The 23705-nt window shown below is 60.3% G+C and carries 25 protein-coding genes; 23 read left to right on the plus strand and 2 right to left on the minus strand.

Annotated features, from left to right (window positions below):
- The first annotated feature begins 64 nt into the window (after positions 1-64).
- Complete coding sequence (locus RG836_RS23780; protein ID WP_310850052.1) at positions 65-613, plus strand: glycine zipper 2TM domain-containing protein; 549 nt, start codon at positions 65-67, stop codon at positions 611-613.
- A 239-nt stretch (positions 614-852) separates the two neighbouring features.
- On the opposite strand, the gene suhB is transcribed toward RG836_RS23780, so the two are convergent.
- A complete protein-coding gene (gene suhB, locus RG836_RS23785) occupies positions 853-1671 on the minus strand; it encodes a type III secretion system regulator SuhB (protein WP_310850054.1) in 819 nt (272 codons plus the stop codon).
- A gap of 145 nt (positions 1672-1816) precedes the next feature.
- Between suhB and trmJ the strand changes: the two genes are divergently transcribed.
- The 22 genes from trmJ (at position 1817) to RG836_RS23895 (ending at position 21388) form a co-directional block, all read left to right on the plus strand.
- A complete protein-coding gene (trmJ, locus tag RG836_RS23790) occupies positions 1817-2587 on the plus strand; it encodes a tRNA (cytosine(32)/uridine(32)-2'-O)-methyltransferase TrmJ (protein WP_310850055.1) in 771 nt (256 codons plus the stop codon).
- Between the two features lie 3 nt (positions 2588-2590).
- Positions 2591-3367, plus strand: a complete 777-nt coding sequence (gene cysE, locus RG836_RS23795; protein ID WP_310850057.1) for a serine O-acetyltransferase — start codon at positions 2591-2593, stop codon at positions 3365-3367.
- A gap of 229 nt (positions 3368-3596) precedes the next feature.
- Entirely contained in the window at positions 3597-4088 is a 492-nt protein-coding gene (iscR, locus tag RG836_RS23800; protein WP_310850059.1) for a Fe-S cluster assembly transcriptional regulator IscR, read from the plus strand.
- Between the two features lie 50 nt (positions 4089-4138).
- Complete coding sequence (locus RG836_RS23805; RefSeq protein WP_310850061.1) at positions 4139-5353, plus strand: IscS subfamily cysteine desulfurase; 1215 nt, start codon at positions 4139-4141, stop codon at positions 5351-5353.
- A gap of 94 nt (positions 5354-5447) precedes the next feature.
- Complete coding sequence (gene iscU, locus RG836_RS23810) at positions 5448-5834, plus strand: Fe-S cluster assembly scaffold IscU (protein ID WP_003443374.1); 387 nt, start codon at positions 5448-5450, stop codon at positions 5832-5834.
- Positions 5835-5863: 29 nt separating this feature from the next.
- Positions 5864-6187 (plus strand): iron-sulfur cluster assembly protein IscA, encoded by a 324-nt coding sequence (iscA, locus tag RG836_RS23815; protein WP_028620147.1) that lies wholly within the window; start codon positions 5864-5866, stop codon positions 6185-6187.
- Positions 6188-6195: 8 nt separating this feature from the next.
- Positions 6196-6717, plus strand: coding sequence for a co-chaperone HscB (gene hscB, locus RG836_RS23820; protein WP_310850067.1), 522 nt, complete (start codon positions 6196-6198; stop codon positions 6715-6717).
- 51 nt (positions 6718-6768) lie between these two features.
- Positions 6769-8634 carry a Fe-S protein assembly chaperone HscA gene (hscA, locus tag RG836_RS23825; RefSeq protein WP_310850069.1) on the plus strand — a complete coding sequence of 622 codons (1866 nt, stop codon included), beginning with the start codon at positions 6769-6771 and terminating at the stop codon, positions 8632-8634.
- Positions 8635-8637: 3 nt separating this feature from the next.
- Entirely contained in the window at positions 8638-8979 is a 342-nt protein-coding gene (gene fdx, locus RG836_RS23830; protein WP_310850071.1) for an ISC system 2Fe-2S type ferredoxin, read from the plus strand.
- Positions 8980-8997: 18 nt separating this feature from the next.
- Positions 8998-9198, plus strand: a complete 201-nt coding sequence (gene iscX / locus RG836_RS23835; RefSeq protein WP_310850073.1) for a Fe-S cluster assembly protein IscX — start codon at positions 8998-9000, stop codon at positions 9196-9198.
- A 90-nt stretch (positions 9199-9288) separates the two neighbouring features.
- Complete coding sequence (gene ndk / locus RG836_RS23840; protein ID WP_002552482.1) at positions 9289-9714, plus strand: nucleoside-diphosphate kinase; 426 nt, start codon at positions 9289-9291, stop codon at positions 9712-9714.
- Between the two features lie 29 nt (positions 9715-9743).
- The gene (gene rlmN, locus RG836_RS23845; protein ID WP_310850075.1) at positions 9744-10886 is read left to right on the plus strand and encodes a dual-specificity RNA methyltransferase RlmN; all 1143 of its coding nucleotides are present in this window, start codon (positions 9744-9746) and stop codon (positions 10884-10886) included.
- Between the two features lie 16 nt (positions 10887-10902).
- On the plus strand, positions 10903-11661 hold the full coding sequence (gene pilW, locus RG836_RS23850; protein WP_310850076.1) for a type IV pilus biogenesis/stability protein PilW: 759 nt from the start codon (positions 10903-10905) through the stop codon (positions 11659-11661).
- Positions 11661-12686: a helix-turn-helix domain-containing protein gene (locus tag RG836_RS23855; RefSeq protein WP_310850077.1), complete on the plus strand. Its 1026-nt coding sequence runs from the start codon at positions 11661-11663 to the stop codon at positions 12684-12686. The genes pilW and RG836_RS23855 overlap by 1 nt, the downstream gene beginning before the upstream one ends.
- Before the next feature lie 3 nt (positions 12687-12689).
- Positions 12690-13799: a flavodoxin-dependent (E)-4-hydroxy-3-methylbut-2-enyl-diphosphate synthase gene (gene ispG, locus RG836_RS23860; RefSeq protein ID WP_007903603.1), complete on the plus strand. Its 1110-nt coding sequence runs from the start codon at positions 12690-12692 to the stop codon at positions 13797-13799.
- A 36-nt stretch (positions 13800-13835) separates the two neighbouring features.
- The gene (gene hisS / locus RG836_RS23865; protein WP_310850078.1) at positions 13836-15125 is read left to right on the plus strand and encodes a histidine--tRNA ligase; all 1290 of its coding nucleotides are present in this window, start codon (positions 13836-13838) and stop codon (positions 15123-15125) included.
- Between the two features lie 40 nt (positions 15126-15165).
- Positions 15166-15807, plus strand: coding sequence for a tetratricopeptide repeat protein (locus RG836_RS23870; RefSeq protein WP_310850079.1), 642 nt, complete (start codon positions 15166-15168; stop codon positions 15805-15807).
- A complete protein-coding gene (bamB, locus tag RG836_RS23875; RefSeq protein ID WP_310850081.1) occupies positions 15800-16951 on the plus strand; it encodes an outer membrane protein assembly factor BamB in 1152 nt (383 codons plus the stop codon). Before RG836_RS23870 ends, bamB begins: the two co-directional genes overlap by 8 nt.
- Positions 16952-17187: 236 nt before the next feature.
- A complete protein-coding gene (gene der / locus RG836_RS23880) occupies positions 17188-18657 on the plus strand; it encodes a ribosome biogenesis GTPase Der (protein ID WP_310850083.1) in 1470 nt (489 codons plus the stop codon).
- 316 nt (positions 18658-18973) lie between these two features.
- The gene (locus tag RG836_RS23885; protein WP_310850085.1) at positions 18974-20122 is read left to right on the plus strand and encodes a pyridoxal phosphate-dependent aminotransferase; all 1149 of its coding nucleotides are present in this window, start codon (positions 18974-18976) and stop codon (positions 20120-20122) included.
- Positions 20110-20901 carry an amidohydrolase gene (locus RG836_RS23890; protein WP_310850087.1) on the plus strand — a complete coding sequence of 264 codons (792 nt, stop codon included), beginning with the start codon at positions 20110-20112 and terminating at the stop codon, positions 20899-20901. The genes RG836_RS23885 and RG836_RS23890 overlap by 13 nt, the downstream gene beginning before the upstream one ends.
- A gap of 82 nt (positions 20902-20983) precedes the next feature.
- On the plus strand, positions 20984-21388 hold the full coding sequence (locus tag RG836_RS23895; protein ID WP_310850089.1) for a hypothetical protein: 405 nt from the start codon (positions 20984-20986) through the stop codon (positions 21386-21388).
- A 174-nt stretch (positions 21389-21562) separates the two neighbouring features.
- On the opposite strand, the gene leuA is transcribed toward RG836_RS23895, so the two are convergent.
- Positions 21563-23242: a 2-isopropylmalate synthase gene (gene leuA / locus RG836_RS23900; RefSeq protein ID WP_310850090.1), complete on the minus strand. Its 1680-nt coding sequence runs from the start codon at positions 23240-23242 to the stop codon at positions 21563-21565.
- Positions 23243-23705: the final 463 nt, after the last annotated feature.

Below are 23705 nucleotides of genomic sequence, written 5' to 3' on the forward strand. Positions count from 1 at the left end.
TTTTTATGCTCCAAGGCTGGGAGAAGCGCGGGCGTGTCCCGCATGTGATGGTCAGGAGGTTCATGTGAACAAGTCGTTGCTGGTTGGTGCGGTATTGGGTGCTGTCGGTGTAACTGCCGGGGGTGCTGTTGCCACCTACAGCCTGGTTAAAAGCGGCCCTGAGTATGCGCAAGTATTGGCTGTCGAGCCGGTCAAGACACAGATCAAGACTCCACGTGAAGTATGCAAGGACGTTGCTGTCACCCGTCAGGCACCGGTGAAGGATCAGCACCAGTTGCTCGGCACGGCCATCGGCGCGGTCGCCGGCGGTTTGCTGGGTAACCAGGTCGGCGGCGGCAACGGCAAGAAAATCGCCACGGTCGCCGGTGCGGTCGGCGGCGGGTACGCCGGGAACAAGGTGCAGGAAGGTATGCAAAATCGCGATACCTACACCACCACCCAAACCCGCTGCAACACGGTGAATGACATCAGCGACAAGGTTGTTGGTTACGATGTCCGTTATTCGCTGGATGGCAAGGAAGGCAAAGTGCGCATGGATCGTGATCCAGGCAACCAGATCCCGGTGGACAAGGAAGGCAAGCTGGTCTTGTCGCAGAATGAGCCGGGGCAGTGATTCAGTCGTAAGTATGAAAAGCACTCGAAAGGGTGCTTTTTTTATGCCCGGATTTTTTGAGTTCGCATCAATCGACTGTGGGAGCGAGCCTGCTCGCGAAGGCTTTTTGTCAGTCAGGGTGATGCCGACTGACAGATGGCTTTCGCGAGCAGGCTCGCTCCCACAATGTTTGTGGTGTTTTTGAGATTAACTCAGGCAAAAAAAAGCACCCCGAAGGGTGCTTTTTTGTGGCCGGGCGCTTAGCGCTTCAGCGAAGCCGGCAGGTGCGGCTGGATGGCCGTCAGCACAGCCTTGAAGCACTTGGTGTTGCCGGCAACGACGTGGCCTTTTTCAAGGAAATCGTGACCGCCGGTGAAGTCGCTGATCAAGCCGCCGGCTTCCTGGATCAACAGGGCGCCTGCCGCCATGTCCCATTCCGACAGACCCGACTCCCAGAAGGCGTCGAAACGGCCAGCGGCCACGTAGGCCAGGTCGAGGCTGGCGGAACCGGCGCGGCGGATGCCGGCGGTCTGGCCGACCAGGGCGCGGAACATGCCCAGGTAGTTGTCGAGGTTGTCCATCTGGTCGTCACGGAACGGGAAGCCAGTGCCGAGCAGGGCGCCTTCAAGGCTGGTGCGACCGCTGACGCGCAGGCGACGACCGTTCAGTTGAGCGCCGCGACCACGGCTGGCGGTGAATTCTTCTTGGCGAACCGGGTCGAGGACCACGGCGTGCTCCAGGCGACCACGGTATTTGCAGGCAATGCTGACCGCAAAATGCGGGATGCCGCGCAGGAAGTTGGTGGTGCCGTCCAGTGGGTCGATGATCCACAGGTACTCTTCGCCTTCGATGCCGTTTCCGGCGTGCAGGCCGGTTTCTTCACCGAGGATGGAATGGTTGGGGTAAGCCTTGCGCAGGGCGTCGATGATTTTCTGTTCAGCGGCGCGATCCACCTCGGATACGTAATCCTTGGCGTCTTTTTCGTCGACCTTGATGGTATCCAGGCGCTCGATGGAGCGGAAGATCAATTCACTGGCGCTGCGGGCGGCGCGCAGCGCGATATTCAGCATGGGCTGCATGGATGTGTCACCTAAGGTTGTTAAAGAAAGCCGGGCATTCTAGCAGAAAGTTTCTGGAGGTGAAGGTCGGTGTTCGCTTTCATAGCTTAACGGTAGGCGCTTCTGTAAGATTTGCTCCCCTTTCCCGTGTCCGAGAGCGCCTCCCTTGCTGCAGAACATTCGTGTCGTCCTGGTTAATACCAGCCACCCAGGCAACATCGGCGGGGCTGCGCGTGCCATGAAGAACATGGGCCTGTCGCGGCTGGTACTGGTCGAACCGCGGCTCTTCCCGCATCACGAAGCCGACGCCCGCGCCTCGGGTGCCGGTGACGTGCTTGAAAACGCGCAGGTCGTCGCCACCTTGGAAGATGCCTTGGTCGGCTGCAACCTAGTGCTGGGTACCAGCGCCCGCGACCGACGCATTCCCTGGCCGCTGCTGGATCCACGCGAATGCGGCGTGAAGGTGGTCGAGGAAGCGGCCGAAGGCGCCGAGATCGCGTTGGTGTTCGGTCGTGAAGATTCCGGCCTGACCAATGAAGAGCTGCAGCGATGTCACTATCACGTGCATATCCCTTCGGACCCTGAGTTCAGTTCGCTGAACCTCGGGGCCGCGGTGCAGGTGTTGGGCTATGAAGTGCGGATGTCGTGGCTGGCCGCGCAGGGTCAGCCAAGCAAGGTCGAGAAGGATGAAGTGGCGTCCACTAAGAGCGGTGAACTGGCGACCATGGATGAGCTGGAGCGATTTTATGAGCACCTGGAGCAAACCCTGGTGGCCATTGAATTTCTCGACCCGGACAAGCCTCGGCACTTGATGGCACGCCTGCGTCGGCTGTATGGACGAAGCTCGGTGAGCCGGGCGGAAATGAATATATTGCGTGGCATCCTCACGGAAACCCAAAAAGCGGCCCGTGGCGAGCTTCTTAAGCGGAAGGATTGAATGATGTTCGAGCGTTTGCGTGAAGATATCCAAAGTGTTTTCCATCGAGATCCGGCGGCGCGTAACGCTTTTGAAGTCCTGACCTGCTACCCGGGCATGCACGCCATCTGGATCCATCGCTTGTCATCGGCGCTGTGGACCATGAACTGGAAGTGGCTGGCGCGGGTGGTGTCGAACCTCGGTCGCTGGATGACGGGAATTGAGATCCATCCGGGCGCCAAGGTGGGTCGGCGGTTTTTTATTGATCACGGCATGGGCATTGTCATTGGCGAAACCGCCGAGATTGGCGATGACGTTACCCTCTATCAAGGCGTGACCCTTGGCGGCACCAGTTGGAACAAGGGCAAGCGTCACCCGACCCTGGAAAACGGCGTGGTAGTCGGGGCGGGCGCCAAGGTGCTCGGGCCGTTCACTGTGGGCGCCGGAGCGAAGGTCGGCTCGAACGCCGTGGTCACCAAGGCTGTGCCCGCCGGGGCAACTGTGGTGGGCATTCCGGGGCGGATCATCGTCAAGTCCGATGACGAGCAGGAAGCCAAGCGCAAGGCCATGGCCGAGAAGCTCGGGTTCGACGCCTATGGCGTCAGCGAAGACATGCCGGACCCGGTGGCGCGCGCCATTGGCCAGTTGCTCGATCACCTGCAAGCGGTGGACGGGCGCCTGGAGGGCATGTGCGGCGCCCTGACCGAGCTGGGCAGTAATTACTGCGCCAAGGACCTGCCTCAACTGCGCGAAGAGGATTTCGCGATTGTGAAGGATAAGGATCAGAGCCAGGCCAGTTGAGCCCATTCGCGAGCAGGCTTGCTCCCACATTAGAACTCGATCGAATGTGGAAGCGAGCCTGCTCGCGAAGAACCATAACGCGGTACCGCTGGCTGTTACCGACCAGCGTTTGCTATGATGCGCGCGCTCTTTTGCGGGTAAACCCGACTAAAGCACTAGGTCTTATAGTTGACTTAAACACTCGGGAATTGCATACTCGCCCCCATTCCGAACTCCGTGGTAATTGTCCATGAGACTGACTACAAAAGGCCGATACGCCGTGACCGCCATGCTCGATCTGGCGTTGCACGCGCAGCACGGGCCGGTGTCCCTGGCCGATATCTCCGAGCGCCAAGGCATCTCCCTGTCCTACCTCGAACAGCTGTTTGCCAAATTGCGCCGCAGCAATTTGGTCTCCAGTGTCCGTGGACCTGGTGGTGGCTATCAGCTGTCCCGCGACATGCAGGGCATCCAGGTTGCCCAGGTGATCGACGCGGTCAACGAGTCGGTCGATGCAACCAAATGCCAGGGCCAGGGTGACTGCCATCAAGGCGACATCTGTCTGACCCACCACTTGTGGTGCGATCTAAGCCTGCAGATTCACGAATTTCTGAGTGGTATCAGCTTGGCTGACCTTGTGACTCGCCGTGAGGTGCAAGAAGTAGCCCAGCGTCAGGATCAGCGCCGTTGCAATGGCAAGGCGCCGCGCCTGGACAAGATTGAAGCGTCCGCCGTCGAATGACAGCCAAAGAGCTAGCGGCACGCCAGCCAGCCTGATTTAGGAGAGAGTCCATGAAATTGCCGATTTACCTTGATTACTCTGCGACCACCCCGGTTGATCCGCGTGTCGCGCAAAAGATGAGTGAATGCCTGCTGGTCGACGGAAACTTCGGTAACCCGGCGTCCCGCTCCCACGTGTTTGGCTGGAAAGCCGAAGAGTCGGTGGAAAACGCCCGTCGCCAAGTGGCTGATCTGGTCAACGCCGACCCGCGTGAAATCGTCTGGACCTCCGGTGCCACCGAGTCCGACAACCTGGCAATCAAGGGTGCGGCGCATTTCTACGCCACCAAGGGGAAGCACCTGATCACCACCAAGATTGAGCACAAGGCTGTCCTCGACACCATGCGCCAATTGGAGCGTGAAGGTTTCGAAGTGACCTACATCGAGCCCCAGACTGATGGCCTGGTCACCCCGGCGATGATCGAAGCCGCTCTGCGCGACGACACCATCCTGGTGTCGGTGATGCACGTGAACAACGAAATCGGCACCGTCAATGACATCGCTGCCATCGGCGAACTGACGCGTTCCCGCGGCATCCTGTTCCACGTCGACGCCGCTCAGTCCACCGGCAAGGTCGAAATCGACCTGTCGAAGCTGAAAGTCGACATGATGTCTTTCTCCGCTCACAAGACGTATGGCCCTAAAGGCATCGGCGCGCTGTACGTCAGCCGCAAGCCGCGTGTGCGCATCGAAGCGACCATGCACGGCGGCGGTCACGAGCGCGGCATGCGTTCCGGCACCCTGGCGACTCACCAGATCGTCGGCATGGGTGAAGCCTTCCGCGTGGCCAAGGAAGACATGGCCGCGGAAAACGTGCGCATAAAAGCCTTGAGCGATCGTTTCTACAAGCAAGTCGAGAACCTCGAAGAGCTGTACATCAACGGCAGCATGACCGCCCGCGTACCGCACAACCTGAACCTGAGCTTCAACTACGTTGAAGGCGAGTCGCTGATCATGGCACTCAAGGATCTGGCTGTGTCGTCCGGTTCGGCCTGTACTTCCGCTTCGCTGGAGCCTTCGTACGTATTGCGCGCTCTGGGCCGCAACGACGAACTGGCACACAGCTCGATTCGCTTCACCTTCGGCCGCTTCACTACCGAAGAAGAAATCGACTACGCCGCACAGAAAGTCTGTGAGGCCGTTACCAAGCTGCGCGCTCTGTCGCCGCTGTGGGACATGTACAAAGACGGCGTCGACATTTCGAAAATCGAGTGGGCGGCACACTAATTTAAGTCGCCGCAAACGGGCTCTGTAAAACCACCGTCTATGGCGGTTGGCGGGGCCCAAAGAGCGACTCTCTGATGAGTGAGGATTAAGAATCATGGCTTACAGCGAAAAGGTCATCGACCACTACGAGAACCCGCGCAACGTCGGCAAGATGGACGCGGAAGACCCTGATGTCGGCACCGGCATGGTCGGCGCTCCAGCATGCGGCGACGTAATGCGCCTGCAGATCAAGGTCAACGAGCAAGGCATCATCGAAGACGCCAAGTTCAAGACCTACGGCTGCGGTTCGGCCATCGCCTCCAGCTCCCTGGCGACCGAGTGGATGAAAGGCAAGACTCTGGATGAAGCAGAGACCATCAAGAACACTCAACTGGCCGAAGAACTGGCCCTGCCGCCAGTGAAAATTCACTGCTCCGTACTCGCTGAAGACGCTATCAAAGCGGCTGTTCGCGACTACAAGCAGAAGAAAGGCTTGATCTAAGCAATTGCGCGACGAGTAAGGAGTCAACGATGGCTATCAGCATGACAGAAGCGGCTGCTCGACACGTGCGGCGCTCCCTTGACGGGCGCGGCAAAGGTGAAGGGATTCGTCTGGGTGTTCGCACCACGGGCTGTTCCGGCCTTGCCTACGTGCTGGAGTTTGTCGACGAGGTGGTGGCGGAAGATCAGGTGTTCGAGAGTCACGGCGAGAAAGTGATCATCGACCCGAAAAGCCTGAGCTACCTGGACGGCACCGAGCTCGATTTCGTCAAGGAAGGGTTGAACGAAGGCTTCAAGTTCAACAACCCCAACGTTCGCGGTGAATGTGGCTGCGGCGAAAGCTTCAATATCTGAGGCAGATCGTGGGTACTCCTTGTCATTTCGCTTTGTTTGAGCTGCAACCGAGCTTCCGCCTGGATCTCGAGCAGTTGGCCACGCGCTACCGCGAGTTGGCCCGGTCCGTCCATCCAGACCGCTTCGCCGACGCTTCCGAGCGTGAGCAGCGGTCGGCGCTCGAGCAATCGGCAAGCCTCAACGAGGCCTACCAGACGCTCAAGAGCCCGCCCAAGCGCGCGCGATACCTGCTCGCCATGGGTGGTCGCGAGTTGCCGCTGGAAGTCACGGTGCATGATCCGGATTTCCTCCTGCAACAGATGGAATTGCGCGAAGAGCTCGAAGACCTGCAAGACAGCGCCGACCTGGCCGGTGTTGCAGCGTTCAAGCGTCGGCTCAAAACCGCTCAGGACCAACTGAACGACAGCTTCGCGGCCTGTTGGGATGATGCAGCGCAACGCGAACAGGCCGAACGCCTGATGCGGCGCATGCAGTTCCTCGACAAGCTCACCTACGAAGTGCGCCAATTAGAAGAGCGCCTCGACGATTAACCCAGTGCCGCTCCGGTCGCACGCCTGATATACAGATAAGTCCTGATCACGATGGCCCTACTGCAGATCGCCGAACCCGGCCAAAGTCCTCAACCACACCAGCGTCGTCTGGCCGTGGGGATCGACTTGGGTACTACCAATTCGCTGGTCGCTGCGTTGCGCAGTGGTCTTTCCGAGCCGCTGGCCGACGAACAGGGTCGTGTCATCCTGCCGTCTGCGGTGCGCTATCACGCCGATCATCGCATTGAGGTTGGCGAATCCGCCAAACTCGCCGCTGCCACTGATCCGTTGAACACCGTGCTGTCGGTCAAGCGCTTGATGGGTCGTGGTCTGTCCGACGTCAAGCAATTGGGCGATCAACTGCCGTACCGCTTTGTCGGTGGCGAATCGCACATGCCGTTCATCGACACCGTACAAGGGCCGAAAAGCCCGGTCGAAGTCTCCGCCGATATCCTCAAGGTCCTGCGCCAGCGCGCGGAAGCAGCCTTGGGTGGCGAACTGGTCGGTGCGGTGATCACCGTTCCTGCTTATTTCGACGATGCCCAACGCCAAGCCACCAAGGACGCGGCCAAGCTGGCCGGCCTCAACGTCTTGCGTTTGCTCAATGAGCCAACCGCTGCGGCCGTGGCCTATGGCCTCGATCAGCACGCTGAAGGCTTGGTCGCCATTTATGACCTGGGCGGCGGCACCTTCGATATTTCCATTCTGCGCCTGACCGGCGGCGTCTTCGAAGTACTGGCCACCGGCGGCGACAGCGCCCTGGGCGGTGATGACTTCGACCACGCGATCGCCGGCTGGATCATCGAGAGCGCCGGCCTGTCCGCTGACCTCGATCCCGGCGCGCAGCGCAATCTGCTGCAAACCGCCTGCGCGGCCAAAGAAGCCCTGACCGATGCCGCTACCGTTGAGGTCGCCTACGGTGACTGGGCGGCACAACTGACCCGCGAAGCGTTCGATGCACTGATCGAGCCGATGGTTGCTCGCAGCCTCAAGGCTTGCCGCCGTGCGGTTCGCGATTCCGGCGTTGAGCTGGAAGACGTGAAGGCCGTGGTCATGGTCGGCGGTTCGACCCGTGTGCCGCGTGTGCGTGACGCTGTTGCCGAAGCGTTCGGTCGTCAGCCACTGACTGAAATCGACCCGGATCAAGTGGTGGCCATCGGTGCCGCGATCCAGGCCGATACCCTGGCCGGTAACAAGCGCGATGGCGGCGAACTGCTGTTGCTCGACGTGATTCCGTTGTCCCTGGGCCTGGAAACCATGGGCGGTCTGATGGAGAAGGTGATTCCGCGCAACACCACCATCCCCGTCGCCCGCGCCCAGGACTTCACCACTTACAAGGATGGCCAGTCGGCCATGATGATTCACGTGCTGCAAGGCGAGCGTGAATTGATCAGCGATTGCCGCTCCCTGGCGCGTTTCGAATTGCGCGGCATCCCGGCCATGGTCGCCGGCGCGGCGAAGATTCGCGTCACGTTCCAGGTCGATGCCGACGGTTTGCTCAGCGTGGCCGCTCGTGAACTGGGTTCCGGCGTTGAAGCGAGCATTCAGGTCAAGCCGTCCTACGGCCTGACCGACGGCGAAATCGCGCGGATGCTCAAGGATTCGTTCCAGTACGCCAGCGACGACAAGGTCGCCCGCGTGCTGCGTGAACAGCAAGTCGATGCCCAGCGCCTGATCGAAGCGGTGCAGGGCGCCCTCGAGGTCGACGGCGAACGTCTGCTCGATGCCGAGGAGCGCATGGTCATCGACCTGCAATTGCAGGAACTGACCGAACTGATGAAAGGCACCGATGGTTACGCCATCGAGCAACAGACCAAGCGTCTGTCGCAAGTGACCGATGCCTTTGCTGCCCGCCGCATGGATCTGACGGTGAAAGCCGCTCTGGCCGGGCGCAACCTGAATGAAATCGAGGAATAACTGATGCCGCAGATCATTTTTCTGCCCCACGCCGAGCATTGCCCGGACGGTATGGTCGTCGAGGCTGAAACCGGTAAGTCGATTCTTGAAGTGGCGCACGACCACCACATCGAGATCGAGAGCGCCTGCGGCGGCGTCTGCGCCTGCACCACCTGCCATTGCGTGATTCGCGAGGGTTTCAATTCGTTGAATGAGGCCGATGAGCTGGAAGAAGACTATCTTGATCGTGCCTGGGGCCTGGAAGCGACATCGCGCCTGACCTGCCAGGCGATCGTCGGAACGGAAGACATCACCGTCGAAATTCCGAAATACTCGCTCAACCATGCCGCCGAAGCGCCGCACTGATTCTTAGGAAAGGTTGTCATGAGTCTGAAATGGGTTGATGTACAAGAAATCGCGATTCAACTGGCCGAAGCCCATCCGGGCGTCGATCCGCTGACGGTGAACTTCGTCAAGCTGCGCAATCTGGTGATTGCGCTCCCAGAGTTTGACGATGTGCCGGATCGTGGTGGCGAAAAGGTTCTTGAGGCGATTCAGGGCCTGTGGATCGAAGAAGCAGACTGAGTCAACTTTACGCAGTTAGGCAATACCCAAGAACCCGCGTATAATTCGCGGGTTTAATTTTTCACAAATTACCGTTTCTGGAGTTACACCATGGCTGTTCAACGTACTTTCTCCATCATCAAGCCTGACGCTGTTGCAAAAAACGTCATTGGCGAGATCACCACTCGTTTCGAAAAAGCCGGCCTGCGCGTTGTAGCTTCGAAACTGAAGCAACTGTCCAAAGCCGAAGCCGAAGGCTTCTACGCTGAGCACAGCGCCCGTGGTTTCTTCGGCGATCTGGTTGCTTTCATGATCTCCGGCCCGGTTGTGGTTCAGGTTCTGGAAGGCGAAAACGCTATCGCTCTGAACCGTGAGCTGATGGGCGCTACCAACCCTAAAGAAGCGGCTGCCGGCACCATCCGCGCTGATTTCGCTGATTCCATCGACGCCAACGCTGTACACGGTTCGGACTCCGAAGCCGCTGCTGCTCGCGAAATCTCGTACTTCTTCGCCGCTACCGAAGTAACCGCTCGCTAAGCATTGGCTTAAAGAGCGAAGGTGAATCCATGACGACATCGACTGTAAAAACCAACCTGCTGGGCCTCACCCAACAGGAAATGGAGAAATTCTTCGACTCAATCGGGGAGAAGCGTTTCCGTGCCGGTCAGGTAATGAAATGGATTCACCACCTTGGCGTCGATGATTTCGACGCCATGACGAACGTCAGCAAGGCCCTGCGCGACAAGCTCAAGGCCATTGCCGAGGTTCGCGGCCCCGAAGTGGTCAGCGAGGACATCTCCAGCGACGGCACCCGTAAGTGGGTCGTGCGCGTGGCGTCCGGCAGCTGCGTCGAGACCGTCTACATTCCGCAGGGCAAACGCGGCACCTTGTGCGTTTCGTCCCAGGCTGGCTGTGCCCTGGACTGCAGTTTCTGCTCCACCGGCAAGCAAGGTTTCAATAGCAACCTCACCGCCGCCGAAGTGATCGGCCAAGTGTGGATTGCCAATAAATCGTTCGGCAGCATCCCGGCGACCGCCGACCGTGCCATCACCAACGTGGTGATGATGGGTATGGGCGAGCCGCTGCTGAACTTCGACAACGTTGTCGCGGCCATGCACCTGATGATGGACGACCTGGGCTACGGCATCTCCAAGCGCCGCGTGACCCTGTCGACCTCCGGCGTGGTGCCGATGATCGATGAGCTGGCCAAGCACATCGACGTCTCCCTGGCGTTGTCGCTGCACGCACCGAATGACGCATTGCGTAACCAATTGGTGCCGATCAACAAGAAATACCCGCTTAAGATGCTGCTCGAGTCGTGCCAGCGCTACATGTCGTCCCTGGGCGAAAAACGCGTGCTGACCATCGAGTACACCTTGCTCAAGGACATCAACGACAAGGTCGAATACGCGGTCGAGATGATCGAGTTGCTGAAGAACATCCCGTGCAAGATCAACCTGATCCCATTCAACCCGTTCCCACATTCCGGGTACGAGCGTCCGAGCAACAACGCAATTCGGCGGTTCCAGGATCAGCTTCACCATGCCGGCTTCAATGTCACCGTGCGCACCACTCGCGGTGAAGACATCGATGCCGCGTGTGGCCAATTGGTTGGGCAGGTGCTGGATCGCACCCGTCGCAGCGAACGTTATATCGCCGTGCGTGAATTGAGCGCCGACAACGATATGGCCCAGAACGCCGCGAAATAATTAAGAGAGGATCTCTATGTCACTGCGCTTTGCGCTGCTTGTGCTGATGGCCAGCCTGTGTGCTGGGTGTGTCTTGTCGGGCGATTTCAACCCGATGAAAACCAGCAAGGGCCGCGATGAAGCGCGGGCAGCGTACGTGCAGTTGGGCATTGGCTATTTGCAACAAGGCATGACCGAGCGCGCCAAAGTGCCGCTGAAGAAAGCGCTGGAACTCGACGGCAACGATCCGGACGCCAACGCAGCGCTTGGCCTGGTGTTCCAGGCCGAGATTGAGCCGGAACTGGCCGACGAGCATTTTCGCAAGGCCCTGTCGGCCCGTCCCGGCGATGCGCGGATCCTCAACAACTACGGCAGTTTTCTGTTCGAGCAGAAGCGTTACAAGGAAGCCTACGAACGTTTCGAGCAAGCTGCCGCCGACACCCTTTATCCTGAGCGTTCGCGGGTGTTCGAGAACCTCGGCATGACCGCTTCGATGCTCGGCCAGCGGGATCTGGCCCAGCAGCAATTGGAAAAAGCCCTGCGCTTGAACCGTCAACAGCCACGCGCCTTGCTCGAAATGGCTGAGTTGTCCTTCGAAGACAGGCATTATGTGCCCGCGCGCGACTATTACGATCGTTTTAGCCTGCTGACCGAGCAAAATGCACGTAGTCTATTGCTCGGCGTTCGGCTGGCTAAAGTGTTTGAAGATCGCGACAAGGCCGCCAGTTACGGCCTGCAATTAAAACGACTCTATCCCGGTACACCGGAATATCAGCAATACCTGTCGGAGCAATGATGAAAGCGGCGCATCCCGAAGTTGTAGCAGCGACTCGCGTTAACCCCGGTGAAACCCTTCGCCAGGCCCGCGAAAGCAATGGCTGGTCGCTGGCCGAAGTGGCCCTGAAGCTCAACCTCACCGTGACTTCCCTGAGCAACCTGGAAGCCGGCGCTTTCGACAAGCTGCCGGGGCACACCTTCGCTCGCGGTTACATTCGCGCCTATGCCAAATTGCTCGGCATGGACCAGACCGTGCTGGTCCAGCAGTTTGACCAGTCCACCGGCACCGATTCCCAGGGCAGCAACGTGCACAGCCTGGGCCGCATCGAAGAGCCTTCCCGGGTTTCCCACACCATTTTGCGCATCGTCAGCCTGCTGTTGCTGATTGCGGTCATCGGCGGTGGTTTCGTCTGGTGGCAGGATCAGACTTCGCTGCGCACTCGCGACCTGATCGGCCTCAATCCCGAGCACGTCGAAGTTGAAGGCGCCGACGGCAAGACCCAGATTCATCCGCTGGACGAGCCGGAAGACCAGGCTGTCGCCGAAGGCCAGGTGGCGGAAACCCTGCCATTGCCGGGCCAGGAAGCCACTGACGAACCTGAGACTGCTGAAGCCAGCGTGCCGGCAGCTCCGGCGGTTACCGCACCAAGCACCACACCGACAACCCCGGCCCACAGCGCCGCGCCGGTCGTCGCCAGCCCGGCCACGCCAGCGCCATCGGTGCCTGCCGTACCTGCGCCAACCGTGACCGCGCCGGGTGCGCCGACGATGCCGCCGGCCATCCCCGTGGCCCCCCAGGCTGGCGAAGGTCAGGTCCAATTGCAGTTCACCGCCGATTGCTGGACCCAGGTCACCGATGGCAACGGCAAGGTGCTGTTGAGTGGTCTCAAGCGTAAGGGCGAAAGTGCCTCCGTCACCGGCAAGCCGCCGTTCGCCGTCCGCCTGGGCTTCGCCCGGGGCGCGCAAGTCAGCTACAACGGGCAAGCGGTCGATGTGGCTCCGTTCACCAGTGGCGAGACTGCTCGCCTGAAGTTGGGTCAATAAGTCATGCACGGCGAATCTCCAATCAAACGTCGCGAATCCCGCAAGATCTGGGTCGGTAACGTCCCGGTGGGCGGTGATGCGCCTATCGCTGTTCAGAGCATGACCAACAGCGATACCAATGATGTGGCCGCCACCGTGGCCCAGATCAACCGCCTCGAAGCCGCTGGCGTCGATATCGTGCGGGTTTCCGTACCGGACATGGACGCCGCCGAGGCCTTCGGCAAGATCAAGCAACTGGTCAAGGTGCCGTTGGTCGCCGACATTCACTTCGATTACAAGATCGCGCTGCGTGTCGCCGAGCTGGGCGTCGATTGCCTGCGCATCAACCCGGGCAACATCGGTCGCGAAGACCGGGTGCGCGCCGTGGTCGATGCCGCCCGTGATCGCGGGATCCCGATTCGCATTGGCGTCAACGCCGGTTCCCTGGAAAAAGACCTGCAAAAGAAATACGGCGAGCCCACCCCGGCCGCGCTGGTCGAGTCCGCACTGCGCCACGTCGAACACCTCGAACGCCTGAATTTCCAGGACTTCAAGGTCAGCGTTAAAGCCTCCGACGTGTTCATGGCCGTCGCTGCGTACCGCTTGCTCGCCAAGGAAATCGTCCAGCCGTTGCACCTGGGCATCACCGAAGCCGGTGGCCTGCGTTCAGGCACGGTGAAATCCGCCGTGGGCCTCGGTATGCTGCTGGCCGAAGGGATTGGCGATACTATCCGCATCTCGTTGGCGGCCGACCCGGTCGAGGAAGTGAAAGTCGGCTATGACATTCTCAAATCCTTGCACCTGCGGTCCCGTGGCATCAACTTCATCGCCTGCCCGAGTTGCTCGCGGCAGAACTTCGATGTGGTCAAGACCATGAACGAACTGGAAGGGCGCCTCGAAGACTTGCTGGTGCCGCTGGATGTCGCGGTGATCGGCTGTGTGGTCAACGGCCCGGGTGAAGCCAAGGAAGCCCATATCGGCTTGACCGGCGGCACGCCCAACCTGATTTACATCGACGGCAAGCCGTCGCAGAAACTGACGAATGACAATCTGGTGGATGAGCTTGAACGCTTGATCCGCCAGAAAGCGGCCGAGAAGGTCGAAGCTGACGCAGCGGTTATCGCACGCGGCTGAGCCGATCGACACGCCGAACGAATTTAAGGATTTAAAGTGAGCAAGTCTTTGCAAGCCATTCGTGGCATGAACGACATCCTGCCCGAACAGACGCCGCTGTGGCGCTATTTCGAGGGCACCGTCTCGCGTCTGCTGGATAACTACGGTTACAAGCAGATTCGCATGCCGATCGTCGAGTTCACCGAGCTGTTCAAACGCTCGATCGGCGAAGTGACCGACATCGTCGAAAAAGAGATGTACACCTTCGACGACCGCAACGGCGATTCCCTGACCCTGCGCCCTGAAGGCACGGCGGCGTGCGTGCGTGCGGTGCTTGAACACGGCATCACCGGCGGTGGCCAGGTACAAAAACTTTGGTACATCGGCCCGATGTTCCGCCACGAGCGTCCGCAGAAAGGCCGCTATCGCCAGTTCCACCAGATTGGCGTGGAAGTCTTCAACCTTGACGGCCCGGACATCGACGCCGAGCTGATCGTGCTGACCTGGCGCCTGTGGGGCGAGTTGGGCATCCGCGACGCGGTCAAGCTTGAGCTCAATAGCCTGGGCACCGCCGAGTCCCGTGGACGCTACCGTGAAGCGCTGGTGGAGTTTCTCTCCGCGCACCTGGACAAGCTCGACGAAGACAGCCAGCGCCGCTTGAAGACTAACCCGCTGCGAGTGCTCGACACCAAGAACGCCGACACCCAAGCCGTGCTGGTCGACGCGCCGAAAATGGCCAACTACCTCGACGACGAGTCCCGTGCGCACTTCGAGGGCCTCAAGGCTCGCCTGGACGCCGCCGGCATTCCCTACGTGATCAACCCGAAGCTGGTGCGCGGGCTGGATTACTACAGCAAGACCGTTTTCGAATGGGTCACCGACAAGCTCGGCGCCCAAGGCACCGTGTGCGCAGGCGGCCGTTACGACGGCCTGGTGGAACAAATGGGCGGCAAGCCTACTGCCGGTGTCGGCTTCGCCATGGGTATCGAGCGCCTGGTGTTGTTGCTTGAAACCCTGGAACAGATTCCGCAGGAAATCTCCCGTCAGGTCGACGTCTACCTCTGCGCCTTCGGTGAAGCCGCGGAACTGGCGGCCCTGACGTTGAGCGAACGCGTGCGTGACCAGTTACCGAACCTGCGCCTGCAGATCAATGCCGGCGCTGGCAGCTTCAAAAGTCAGTTCAAGAAGGCCGACAAGAGCGGTGCGCTGTATGCGCTGATCCTCGGCGACGACGAAATGGCCCAGCAAGTGGTCGGTTTCAAACCCCTGCGTGGCCAGGGCGAACAACAAAGCATTGCCTGGGATGCGCTCGCTGCACACCTGGCCACCTGCGTCGTGCAGGGTTGAAGCTGTCAAACAGCCGATTTAGCGATTAAGGAGTATTGGGGTGTCGAGTAACGATGATGAACAACTGGCGGATTTGAAGGACTGGTGGACCCGCAACGGCAAGCCCCTGGTCACTGGCGGCCTGTTGGCGCTGGTCATCGTCTTCGGCTGGCAGGCTTACCACAAATACCAGAACAACCAGTCGCAGGGCGCTTCGGTGCTTTACCAGCAATTGCTGGAAACCACACTGACGCCGGACGGCAAACCTGACGCTGCGCGAGTGGCTGACCTGGCTGGCAAGCTCAAGAGCGAATACAGCGGCAGCGCCTACGCGCAGTACGGCAGCCTGTTCGTCGCCAAGGTGGCGGTGGACAGTGGCAAGCTGGACGACGCGGCCACCGAGTTGAAAGCGATCAACGACAAACCGGCCAACCCGGCGCTGGGCGAAATTGCCCGTCAGCGTCTGGCGCAGGTGTTGGCGGCACAGAACAAAGCCGACGAAGCGCTGAAACTGCTCGAAGGTGATGCTGACCAGGCGTTCCTGGCCACTCGCGAAGAACTCAAGGGCGACCTGCTGGTGCAATTGGGTCGTGCTGATGAAGCTCACGCGGCGTATCAAAAAGCCAAGGCGGCACTGTCGGATGAAGCGGCGGTCGGTGGCCTACAAATCAAGCTCGACGACCTGGCCAAAGGGGATGCGTGACGTGATCCGTTGGAAACATGCAGCATTGCTGGCTCTGGCCGTTCTGGCCGCGGGTTGCAGCAGCAACAGCAAAAAAGAATTGCCACCGGCTGAGCTGGTCGACTTCAAAGAAGAAGTCGTCCTGCAAAAGCAATGGAGCCGCTCGATCGGTGACGGTCAGGGCGAAACCTACAACATGCTGGTTCCGGCCATCGACGGCGATACCATTTATGCCGCCGACGTCACTGGCGTGGTGATGGCGATGGATCGCAACACGGGCAGCGTCAAATGGGACCAGGATCTTGAATTGCCTGTTTCCGGCGCCGTGGGCGTGGGCTATGGCCTGGTCACCATTGGCACCCTCAAGGGCGAGATCGTCGCCCTGGATGCCAGCACGGGCGAAGAGAAATGGCGCGCTCGCGTGTCCAGCGAAGTGCTCGCGCCACCGGCCAACAACGGTGACGTGGTCGTGGTTCAGACCCAGGATGACCGTCTGATCGGTCTGGATGCCGCCACCGGCAACCAGCGCTGGTTGTATGACAGCACCCCGGCGGTCCTGACCCTGCGCGGCACCAGCGCACCGATCGTGACCAACCGCCTCGCGGTGGCTGGCCTGTCGACCGGTAAAGTGGTCGCCCTGGACATCTCCAACGGCGTGCCGGTGTGGGAACAACGGGTCGCGATTCCACAAGGTCGTTCGGAACTGGAGCGCGTGGTCGATATCGACGGCGGTCTGCTGTTGTCCGGCGGCACCTTGTATGTCGCCAGCTACCAGGGTCGCGTCGCGGCGCTGGACCTGGAGAGCGGTCGTCAACTCTGGCAGCGCGATGCGTCGAGCTACGCCGGTGTGGCCCAGGGTTTCGGCAACGTCTACGTGAGCCTGTCTTCGGGCACGGTTGAAGGCGTCGACGAGCGCTCCACCACCGCGCTGTGGAGCAACGACTCGCTGGCCCGTCGCCAACTGTCGGCCCCGGAAGTGTTTTCCAGCTATGTGGCCGTGGGTGACCTGGAAGGTTATCTGCACCTGTTGAGCCAGGTGGACGGTCGTTTCGTTGGCCGTGAACGCATCGACAGCGATGGCCTGCGCGCCCGTCCGCTGGTGGTGGGTGACACGATTTATGTGTATGGCAACAGCGGCAAACTGGAAGCCCTGTCCATCAAGTAAAGACTATGCTTGGGGTTTAACCCCCAAGCGGCTTCACCTGTAGGTAATAACGTGGGCGCGAGCCTGCTCGCAAAGGACGTCAACGCTAGCGTTTACGGTCTGAATAAACGCGGTGTCATTGCGTTTTTCGCGAGCAGGCTCGCTCCCACAAGAAGCCCCACAGTGACTGCCCCGAGCACCAGCCGCTGCATCGCAGCGGCTTTTGTATTTTCTGAAATAACGAAGTGGAGAGCCGCATGGTTCCCGTAATCGCCCTGGTGGGCCGACCGAACGTCGGCAAATCCACCTTGTTCAACCGCCTGACCAGGACTCGTGACGCCATCGTCGGCGACTTGTCCGGTCTGACCCGTGACCGCCAGTACGGTGAGGCCAAGTGGCAAGGGCGTTCCTACATTTTGGTCGACACTGGCGGTATCTCCGGTGACGAGCACGGTATGGACGAAAAAATGGCCGAGCAGTCGCTGCTGGCCATTGAAGAAGCGGATGTCGTTCTGTTCCTGGTAGATGCCAAGGCCGGTTTCACCGCGGCCGACCAGATGATCGCCGAGCACTTGCGCAAGCGAAACAAGCGCTCCTACGTGGTCGCCAACAAGGTCGACAACATCGACCCTGAAATGGCCCGTGCCGAGTTCGCCCCGTTGGGCATGGGCGACGCGATACCGATCGCCGGCGCCCATGGCCGTGGCATCACCCAGATGCTGGAAATCGCCCTCAGCGACTTCCCGAAAGATGAAGACGAAACCGAAGAAGGCGAAGACGAGATCGTTGCCGAAGGCGAGGAAGCCAAGCGCATTCCTGGCCCGAGCGAAAAAGACGGGATCAAGATCGCCATCATCGGCCGGCCGAACGTCGGCAAGTCGACCCTGGTCAACCGCATGCTCGGTGAAGACCGGGTCATCGTGTACGACCAGCCGGGCACCACCCGCGACAGCATCTACATTCCGTTCGAGCGTAACGACGAGAAGTACACGCTGATCGACACCGCCGGTGTGCGCAAGCGCGGCAAGATCCACGAAGAAGTCGAAAAATTCTCCGTGGTCAAAACCCTGCAAGCGATCAAAGACGCCAACGTGGTGATCTTCGTGATGGACGCCCGCGAAGGCGTGGTCGACCACGACCTCAACCTGCTGGGCTTCGCTCTTGAGGCCGGGCGCGCGTTAGTGATCGCTATCAACAAGTGGGACGGCATGACGCCGAGCGAGCGCGATTTCGTCAAGATCGAGCTGCAACGCCGGTTGTTCTTCGTTGAGTTCGCCGACATCCACTTTATCTCGGCACTGCACGGCACGGGCGTGGGCAACCTCTACCAGTCGGTGCAGAACTCGTTCAAGTCCGCGGTCACCCGCTGGCCGACCAACCGCCTGACCCAGATTCTGGAAGATGCGGTCGGCGAACACGCGCCGCCGATGGTCAACAACCGCCGGATCAAGCTGCGTTACGCTCACTTGGGCGGCGCTAACCCGCCGATCATCGTGATCCACGGTAACCAGATCGAGAAAGTGCCGAAGTCGTACGTGCGCTATCTGGAGAACACTTACCGTCGCGTGCTCAAACTGGTCGGCACGCCGATCCGTATCGAGTTCAAAGGCGGCGAGAACCCGTACGAAGGCAACAAGAACACGCTGACCGACCGCCAGGTCAACAAGAAGCGTCGCTTGATGTCGCACCACAAGAAGGCTGACAAGAAGCGTCGCGACAAAAAGTAGCTGTTGCGCCAGGCTTTTGTGGCAAGCATCTGCGGAAGGCTTTTGTGACAAGCTTTTTGTGGCGAGGGAGCTTGCTCCCGCTCGACTGCGCAGCAGTCGCAAAACCAGCCGACGCGGTCTGCCGGAAGGATATGGGCCGCGAGGACTGGGACCGCTCCGCGGTCCAGCGGGAGCAAGCTCCCTCGCCACAGGTGATGCGGTGACTGTTTAAAAGAGGGGTGCCGGTTGGCGCCCTTTTTTTATGGGCGCCGGATGGGCTATCCTCGGGCTCTCCCGCGCCGCCGTTAGAGCCGGGTGTCCGAGCAGGGAAACCCCGATGATCACCAGCAAGTTGCCGAACGTCGGCATCACCATCTTCACCCAGATGTCGCAACTCGCGGCACAAACCGGGGCGATCAACCTGTCCCAGGGCTTTCCCGATTTCGATGGCCCGCAGGCGTTGCGCGATGCGGTTGGCCGGCACATCGCCAGCGGCCATAACCAGTATTCGCCGATGACCGGCCTGCCGGCGCTGAGAGAGCAAGTGGCGGCGAAAATCGCCCGCAGCTATGGCGCCAGCGTTGATGCCGACCAGGAAATCACCATCACTCCCGGCGCGACCCAGGCGATTTTCTGTGCGATCCAGGCAGTTATCCACAGCGGTGATGAGGTCATCGTTTTCGACCCTTGCTACGACAGCTACGAGCCCGCCACCGAGCTGGCCGGCGGGCGTTGTGTGCATGTGCAGCTCGACAGCGACAACTTCTCCATCGACTTCGACAAACTCGCGGCGGCCATCAGCCCGCGCACGCGGATGATCGTCCTCAACAGCCCGCACAACCCCAGTGGCGCGTTGATCAGCCGTGCCGAGCTGGATCAACTGGCGGCCTTGATCCGTGACCGCGACATCTATGTGCTCAGCGACGAGGTATACGAGCATCTGGTGTTCGACGGCGTGCCGCACGTCAGCCTGCTGGCCCATGAAGAGTTGTACCAGCGTGCGTTCGTGGTCAGTTCATTCGGCAAGACTTACCACGTCACTGGCTGGAAAACTGGCTACGTGGTGGCGCCGCCGGCCCTCAGCGCCGAGTTGCGCAAAGTGCACCAGTACGTGAGTTTCTGCTGCGTCACGCCGCTGCAGTACGCCCTGGCCGACTATATGGCCGAACAGCCGCAACACGTCGAGGAGCTGCCGGTCTTCTACCAGGCCAAGCGTGACCTGTTCTGCGACCTGTTGGCGCCGTCGCGCTTTAAATTCGAGCGCGTGGCCGGCACCTACTTTCAGTTGGTCGACTACTCGCACATCCGCCCGGACCTCAATGACGTCGACATGGCGCTGTGGATGACCCGTGAACACGGCGTGGCGAGCATCCCGATTTCGGTGTTCTATCAGTCGCCGCCGGAAGGCCAGCGCTTGATTCGTCTGTGTTTTGCCAAGCGTGAGGAGACGCTGCGCGAAGCAGCGGCCAAACTATGCGCGATCTGAGCCGCTTGCCGAACCTCAACCTGGCGCTGATCCAGACCACCCTGGTGTGGCACGACCGCCAGGCCAATCTGGAGCATTTCGAACACCTGCTGGAGCAAGCGCGCGGGGCTGACCTGATCGTCCTCCCGGAAATGTTCACCACCGGTTTCTCCATGGAGTCCGCGACCCTCGCCGAGGCGGAAAACGGGCCCACCAGCAAATGGCTGCGGGCCCAAGCCGCCAGGCTCGATGCGGTGATCACCGGCAGCGTGATTGTGCGAGCCGCCGATGGCAGCCATCGCAATCGCCTGCTGTGGGCGCGGCCGGATGGCGAGGTGCTGCACTACGACAAGCGCCACCTGTTCCGCATGGCCGGTGAGCACGACCACTACACCCCCGGCGAGCGCCAGGTGCAGTTCGAGCTCAAGGGCTGGCGCATTCGGCCGTTGATTTGCTACGACCTGCGCTTCCCGGTGTGGAGCCGCGACGCGCAGGACACCGACCTGCTGCTGTACACCGCCAACTGGCCCGGCGCGCGGCGTCTGCACTGGAACCGCTTGCTGCCTGCTCGGGCTATCGAAAACCTGTGCTATGTGGCCGCGGTCAATCGCGTCGGCACCGATGGCAAAGGTTTCGCCTATACCGGTGACAGCCAGGTTCTGGATTTCCAGGGCGAAACCCTGCTCAGCGCCGGCGAGGCCGACGGGGTGTTTCAGGTCTGCCTGGAAGCCGAGCCACTGGCGGCGTACCGCACGCGGTTCCCGGCCAACCTCGATGCAGACACTTTCGAATTCACCTGAGGGTCATGAATCTTTCATGCGCTGAGTGTTGAAGTATTCTCCGCGCTGGCCGATAGCAAGGTCAGCCAAGGAGGAGTACCTCATGAATAGTATTACGTCAATTTCGGTCAATTCGTACGCTGTGTCTTCACCCAATGTCATCACCGGTGAAGACGATAAAAAATCTTCCACGCTGATTCTTCCTGTGGAAGAGGCGGGCGAGGCCGGCAAAGAACTGCGGGTCGACAGTGCCAGTGCCAACATCAATGCGGTGGACGATGCCAGCGACCCGATCAAGGCGTTGAAAAAGCAGATCGAAGCCGCACAGAAATTGCTCGCCGAGCAGCAGGCCCAACTGGCCAGCGCTCAGCGCGGCAAAGGCACGGAAGAGCAGAAAGCCCAGGAAGTGATGCAGATCCAAAACCAGATCGCTATTACCGCCAGCAACCTGCAAGTGCTGCAGGCCGCGTTGTTGCAGGCGATGTTCAGCGTGGATGTACATGCTTGAGATCGAAGTGATCTGACGGGCCTCTTCGCGAGCAGGCTCACTCCCACAAGGTTGGCATTGCAGGGTGGGAGCGAGCCTGCTCGCGAAGACGACAGTAGCCGCAACCCATCACCACCCGGCAAACAAAAAGGCCCCAAGGTTCGCACCTTGGGGCCTTTTGTTTTGCCGGGGCCGTCAGGCCGCTTTGGCTTCTTCCTGGCTCAGCGAGCGGTTCAGGGCGCTGAACAGGGCCTTGAAGCTGGCCGTGGTGATGTTTTCGTCGATGCCGACGCCGTGCACCGCACGCTCACCGTTAACCCGCAGTTCGATGTAGGCCGCCGCTTTGGCATTGGTGCCGGCACCGATCGCGTGTTCGTTGTAGTCCATGATTTCCACTGGAACCGGCAGGCCGGCCACCAGCGCTTCGAGGGCGCCATTGCCACGGCCGCGCCAATGCAGGTTGGTTTCGCCCTGGCCCTTGCCGGAGACTTCCACTTCCACCGCACTGTTGCCGTTTTCTTCCTGCAGGCGATGGCTGACCAGTGCGTACGGAGTGTTGGCTTGCAGGTATTCGCTGTGCAGCAAGGCGTGGATCTGCTGCGCGGTCATCTCCAGGCCCAGGCGATCGGTTTCGCGCTGCACCACTTGGCTGAACTCAATCTGCATGCGGCGCGGCAGACTGATGCCGTATTCCTGCTCCAGCAAATAGGCGATGCCGCCCTTGCCCGACTGGCTGTTGACGCGGATCACCGCCTCGTAGCTGCGGCCGATGTCGGCCGGGTCGATCGGCAGGTACGGCACTTCCCACAGGGTGTCCGGTTTCTGCTGGGCGAAGCCTTTGCGGATGGCGTCCTGGTGGGAGCCGGAGAACGCGGTGTGAACCAGGTCGCCCACGTAGGGGTGACGCGGGTGCACTTGGATCTGGTTGCACTCCTCGACGACTTTGCGCACGCCGTCAATGTCGGAGAAGTCCAGCTCAGGGTGGATGCCTTGCGTGTAGAGGTTCAGGGCCACGGTGACCAGGTCGACGTTACCGGTGCGCTCGCCGTTGCCGAACAGGCAGCCTTCGACGCGATCGGCGCCGGCCATCAGGCCCAGCTCGGTGGCAGCAACGCCGGTGCCACGGTCGTTGTGGGTGTGCAGGCTGATGATCACGCTGTCACGACGGTTGATATGGCGGCAGAACCATTCGATCTGGTCGGCGTAGATGTTTGGCGTGGCGACTTCCACTGTGGCCGGCAGGTTGAGGATCACCTTGTTCTGCGGCGTGGCGTTCCATACTTCGATCACCGCGTCGCAGACTTCCTTGGCGAAATCCAGTTCGGTGGCGCTGAAGGTTTCCGGCGAGTATTCGAACTGCCATTGGGTCTCGGGCTGTTGCGCGGCGTATTTGACGAACAGCTTGGCGGCGTTGACCGCGATGGCTTTTATGCCGTCCTTGTCCTGGTTGAAGACAATGCGGCGGAAAGAAGGGGAGGTGGCGTTGTACAGGTGCACGATGGCTTTCTTCGCCCCGCGCAGGGATTCGAACGTGCGCGCGATCAGGTCTTCACGTCCCTGGGTCAGCACCTGAATGGTGGTGTCGTCCGGGATGTGGCCGTCTTCGATCAGCGTACGCACGAAGTCGAAATCGGTTTGCGATGCCGCCGGGAACGAGGCTTCGATTTCCTTCACGCCCACTTGCACCAGAGTTTTCCAGAAGCGCAGCTTCTTCGCCGCGTCCATCGGCTCAATCAGCGACTGGTTGCCGTCACGCAGGTCCGAGCTGCACCAGATCGGCGCGGCGGTGATGGTCTTCGATGGCCAGGTGCGATCCGGGATATCGATGGTCGGGAACGCGCGGTACTTCGAAGACGGGTCTTTGAGCATGCTCATCGGGGACATCCTTATTGTGTGGGCCGAAAAGAGGCGGCCTGCCGGTGGATCAACGTTGGGGGTAAAACGGTGGGATGAGGCGCAGCGATTCAGCCTGGCAGTCGTGCGCTGACGAGGCACAGGCTGCGGTGCTGACGAAGCTGAATGAGGGTGTGAGAGGTTTTCATGCCCTCAACCCTAACCGCGAGGGTGAAGGATGGCAAGCAGTGGGGAAAAATTGGGAGAAGTTCTGCTTTTGTGGGGTTTGGCGAGATTTTATGGCGCCGTTCTACGGTGAGTGCGGTTTTGATTGCGTCGATGGTTGAAGGACGGCAATCAGAAAAATGGGCGGTGATGCTTGTGCCGCCATCGCTGGCAAGCCAGCTCCCACATGGATTGGCGCCGTACTTTGAGTTTGTGATCAACACAAAACCTGTGGGAGCTGGCTTGCCAGCGATGAGGCCACTGGCATTTATCCAAGTCT

Origin of the sequence: Pseudomonas rhizozeae, from assembly GCF_031583775.1 — a bacterium.
In the GTDB taxonomy this organism is placed as follows: domain Bacteria; phylum Pseudomonadota; class Gammaproteobacteria; order Pseudomonadales; family Pseudomonadaceae; genus Aquipseudomonas.